At 73.4% G+C, this 4,749-nt stretch carries 3 protein-coding genes and 1 pseudogene; 3 read left to right on the top strand and 1 reads right to left on the bottom strand.

The annotated features are described in order from the left end of the window. Positions 1-120: 120 nt before the first annotated feature. The 3 genes and pseudogenes from AB0K37_RS40245 to AB0K37_RS40235 all read left to right on the top strand — a co-directional run. A pseudogene (locus AB0K37_RS40245) lies at positions 121-396 on the top strand (6-phosphogluconolactonase); the annotation flags it as partial. Positions 397-525: 129 nt separating this feature from the next. After that, the gene (locus AB0K37_RS40240; protein ID WP_363990993.1) at positions 526-1,728 is read left to right on the top strand and encodes an Ig-like domain-containing protein; all 1,203 of its coding nucleotides are present in this window, start codon (positions 526-528) and stop codon (positions 1,726-1,728) included. Between the two features lie 43 nt (positions 1,729-1,771). Then, positions 1,772-2,104 carry a cupin domain-containing protein gene (locus AB0K37_RS40235; protein ID WP_363990990.1) on the top strand — a complete coding sequence of 111 codons (333 nt, stop codon included), beginning with the start codon at positions 1,772-1,774 and terminating at the stop codon, positions 2,102-2,104. A 79-nt stretch (positions 2,105-2,183) separates the two neighbouring features. Here the strand turns inward: AB0K37_RS40235 and AB0K37_RS40230 are convergent. Then, the coding region (locus AB0K37_RS40230) for an alpha/beta fold hydrolase (protein WP_363990987.1) at positions 2,184-4,749 on the bottom strand (2,566 nt) is incomplete at its 5' end.

Here is a 4,749-nt window from a genome sequence, read left to right as displayed (position 1 = left end):
CCGACCCGGGACTGGTCACCGACTGGAGGCACGCGCTGACCGCCGACCACTCCAACCCGCTGGTGATGGTCGCCGTCTCGCTGTTCGTGATGCCCGAGGGCGAGCTTGGGCATCATGCGCGACGAGGGATCGGTGGCGGCGGTGCGGGGCGCCCCGAAGCCGCCCCCGACCCGGATCTCGCTGACGTTCCCCTCCCTGCGCGCCGCGGACGAGGTGTGGCTGCTGGCGGCGGGCGAGTCCAAGGCGAAGGCCATCGGGCTCGGGCTGGCGCCGGACGCGGACCCGTTCCACGTCCCGTGCGCGGGGGCCCGCGGGCGGAGCCGGACGCTGTTCCTGCTCGACCGGGCCGCCGCGGCCGAGCTCCCGCCGGGTACGGGGCGCGTGACCACCCCTTGAACCCCGCCTGAGGAAAGGCCCGTACACCTGGGAGAAGACTGAACAGTAGCGGCGCTCCCGCATGCCTCGCCCGAAAGCGTGCATACCTTCACCAAGGGAAAACCCGCGTCGAGCGTGAGGAGTTCTCAGGTGCTCAAGGGTCGGACCGGGACGGTGGGAGCGGCGGTCGCCGGAGCGGTGGTGATCGCCGCCGCGGGCTGCTCGTCCGGTGGCGGCGGAGGAAAGGGCGGTGACGGCGGCAAGGCCGGGGACGCGGTGAAGCTCGCCGTCACGCCCGCCACCGGGACGCGGCAGGCGGCACCGGACAAACCTGTCACCGTCACGGCGGACAACGGCACGCTCACGAGCGTGACCCTCGCCTACGGCAAGAAGGGCGCGAAGGCCGCAGGAAAGCTCGCCCCCGACAAGAAGTCGTGGACGTCGTCGTGGACGCTGCGGCCGTCCACGACGTACACGGTGACGGCCAAGGCCACCGGGGACGGCGGCAAGCAGGCCACGACGACGTCCACGTTCACTACGCTGACGCCGCGCAAGAAGCTGGAGAGCGGCATGTCGCCGCTGGACGGCGAGACCGTCGGCGTCGGCATGCCCGTCCAGCTGCTGCTGTCCAAGCCGGTGAGCACCAAGGCCGGCAAGGCGGCGGTGGAGAAGGCCCTCGAGGTCCGCATGTCCAAGCCGGTCGAGGGCGCCTGGTCCTGGGTCGGCGACAAGGAGGTCGACTTCCGGCCCCGCGACTACTGGCCGTCGGGGCAGAAGGTGGAGGTCGTCGCGCACCTGGCGGGGCTGAACGCCGGCGGGGGCATGTACGGGATGAAGGACCGCACCGTCGGCTTCACCGTCGGGCCGCGTCACATCACCACCGTCGACGCCAAGAAGCACCGCGCGACGGTCACCGACGGCGGCAGGACGGTGCGGACGATGAAGGTGAGCCTCGGCAAGCCGGGCCACGACAGCTACAGCGGCACCATGATCGCGCAGGAGAAGGCGGCGCACATCGTCATGGACTCGGCCACCACCGGCGACCCCGGCGAGTACCGGATCCCGACGAAGTGGAACGTCCGGCTCACCTACAGCGGGACGTTCGTCCACTCGGCGCCGTGGTCGACCGACGCGCAGGGCAACGACAACGTCAGCCACGGGTGCGTGAACGCCTCCCCGGGCGACGCCAAGTGGTTCTACGACTTCACCAACCGGGGCGACGTGGTGAAGGTGACCGGCACGTCGCGGCGGCTCCAGTTCGGGAACGGGCCGACGCCGTGGGCGAAGTCCTGGGACGCCTGGCTGAAGGACGGCGCCGTGGGCGAGCCGGTCATGGGCAAGCCCCTCACCTGAGGCCACCGGCGCCGTCCGCGACCCCACTGGCACACTTGGTGCCATGCAGAAGCTCTCGTTGGACGCACGGGTCCGGGACCTGATGAAGCGCGCCGCCGCCGCCTCGACCGGGCGCGGCGCCGAGACCGTTTACGGCGGGCACGAGCACGTCCTGCGCCAGACGCTGATCGCCATGACGGCGGGCACGGAGCTGGCGGAGCACGAGAGCCCCGGCGAGGCGACGGTCCTGGTCATGCAGGGCCGCGTCCGGCTGGTGGCCGGCCAGGACTCCTGGGACGGCATCGCCGGGGACCTGCTGATCATCCCGGACGCGCGGCACAGCCTGGAGGCGCTGGAGGACGCCGCGGTGCTGCTCACCGTGGCCAAGTCCGGCTGACCGGGCGGTGCGGCGCCGGGCCGGGCCGCCCGATGTCGGGTCGGCCCGCCCCGGCACCTCCAGGAGGGGCGCCGCCGCCTCAGGCGCAGGTGAGGTCCCGCGCGGGAAGGCGGCCGGTCAGCAGGTAGCCGTTGACCGTGTCCCTGACGCAGGCGTTCGGGTAGCCGCGCTGGTAGGGCGCGTGGACGTCGGCGTCCAGCGTGATCATCCGCGATCCGCGCAGCAGCCCGTGCAGCACCTGGTTGCTCGCGTAGATCGTGCGGGTGTCCCCGGTCGCGGCCACCATGAGAGCGGGCAGCCGCCCGCCGACCTCGGTCGGCCGCTCCGCGGGCCGCGCCGGCCAGAACGCGCACGGGTTGACGTTGCGGGTCAGGGGCGCGAACAGCGGGCTGGCCGCCCGGTTCCGCTCGATGTCGCGCCGGTAGGACTCCGGATCGCGCGGCGCCGCCGCGTCCCCGCAGATGATCGCGGTCTGCCCGCTCCCGTACACCGATTCGGCGCCGGTGAGCAGGAACGCCAGTTCCTCGTCCAGTTCCTTGGTCGGCTGGACGCTCTCCCCCGCCGCGGCCTTGGCGAAAACGCGCAGCGACTCCGCCAGCACGGCCCTGGGCTGGTCCTCGTCGGTGCCGAGGTCGTTGAACAGCACGACCGGCAGCATGGTGTCGTCCACGCGGTACGGCCCGACGGCGAGGGGCTTCCTGGCGGCCGCCCTGACGAGTCCGCGCACGGTGCCGAGGACTTCGGCGCGGGTGCCGCCGAGGCCGTAGGCCGCGTCGCGCTTCGCCGCCCACGCGGCCCACGCGGCGAGCGCGTGATCGTTGGCGCCCTCGGTGCCGGCCAGCAGGCGCGGGCCGAAGCGGGTCGGGTCGACCGAGCTGTCGAGGACGACGCGGTCGAGGCGGCCGGGGAACATCGTCGCGTACACGGACCCGAGGTAGGTGCCGTAGGACGCGCCGTTGTAGGAGACCTTCCGCTCGCCGAGCGCCCCCCGGACGATGTCCATGTCGCGGGCGATGTTGCGCGTGCTGATGTGCGGCAGGACGCCGGTGTCGGTCCGCGCGCAGCGGTCGGCGAGGTCCTTGGCGAACGCCGCGGACCGGTCGAAGGAGCTGCGGCTCTCCCCCGCCGACCGGATCCAGGTCCCGGAGGGCCCGTGGCAGTCGACCGGGGCGCTGCGGCCGAGCGAGCGCGGGTCCATCCCCACCAGGTCGTAGCGGGGACCGGCCTTCCCCATGAGGGAGCGCATGTAGGGAGGCATGTCGAGGGCGGGCCCCGGGCCTCCGCCGTTGAGGATCATCGTGCCGACGCGGTGGGCGCGGTCGGACGCCTTCAGGCGGGAGATCGCCACGGTGATGGTGCGGCCCTCGGGGCGGCGGTAGTCGAGCGGGACGGTGACGTCCGCGCACCGGGCGCCCGCCTCGTCGAGCTCCTTGCCGACCTCGTCGCCGGCGTCGAGGGTGCACTTCTTCCAGTCCGGCCGCTGGTCGTAGAAGCGGGCGAGACCGCCCTTCCCGGTCGCAGCGGCCGCCGGTGCTGCGGTCAGCGTGCCGGTCGGCGCGGCGGCCGGTGCGGCGGCCCCGTCGCAGAACGCCGTCTCGACGAGCTTCATCTGGTCGTCGAACGCCTCCCTGGTCGACGGGTTCTCGTTGAGGTCGACCGTCACGCGGCGCCCGGACGGCGCGACGCCCGAGACGGTGATGTAGCTTTCGAGGCCGCCGGCGTGCCCCCACCAGGCGCCGCCGCAGCGCAGCGGTGTCCCGATCAGGCCGAGGCCGTAGGCCGCGCCGTCCCAGACGCGGTCGGGGTCGGCGGGGACCGTCTGGCGCATCTGGGCGAGCATCTCGGAGGGCAGCAGGCGGCCGCCCATCAGCGCGCCGAAGAAGGCGTTCAGGTCCCGGGGGCTGGAGATCAGCGCGCCCCCGGCCCAGGCCACCGTCGTGTTCATCTCGGTGAAGTCGCTCCACCGGACGGTCCCGTCGCGCTCCTCGCGCAGGTAGCCGCGCGCGTGCGCTCCCCTGATCCGGGTCTGGTCGCCCGGCCAGTAGGTGTCGCGGAGCCGCAGCGGCCGGATGATCCGGCGGCGGACCTCGTCCTCCAGGCTGTGCCCGCTCGCCTTCTCCGCGATGAGGCCCGCGATGACGTAGTTGGTGGTCGAGTAGTGCCAGCCGGACCCCGGCGGCGGGAGCGTCAGCGCCCGGTCGACCAGTTCTCCGGGCTCGAAGTGCCGGAAGCGGTACCCGTCCGAGTCCGGGAAGGTGTCCATGTGGTCGGGCAGGCCGCTGGTGTGCCGCAGCAGGCTCCGCACGGTGATCTTCCGGCCGTCGTAGCCGCCCCGGTCGAGCAGACCGGGCAGGTAGCGCTCGACCGGGGCGTCCAGCGAGATCCGGCCCTCCCGCGCCAGCTGGAGCACGGTGACGGCCGTGAACGTCTTGGTGATGCTGGCGACCCGTACGCGCAGGTCCGCGCTCATCGGCCTCCCCGTGCGGCGGTCGGCCACCCCGCTGCCGGCCGTCCACGTCCCGCACGCGGGATCGTCGACGCGCACCGCGGCGCCGGTGAGCCCGTGCGTCCCGGTCATCCGCTCCAGTGCCCGCAGGGTCGCCGTGCGGTCGGCGCAGCCGGCCGGCGCCGGCTCGGCTCGCGCG

Source organism: Actinomadura sp. NPDC049753 (genome assembly GCF_040674655.1).
Taxonomy (GTDB): Bacteria; Actinomycetota; Actinomycetes; order Streptosporangiales; family Streptosporangiaceae; genus Spirillospora; species Spirillospora verrucosospora.
This window is presented reverse-complemented; position numbering and strand designations above follow the sequence as displayed.

What these genes read in the sequence shown, in the direction of transcription:
- AB0K37_RS40235 (WP_363990990.1), top strand. Translation starts at nt 1,772, where the DNA reads ATGCAGAAGCTCTCGTTGGACGCACGGGTCCGGGACCTGATGAAGCGC.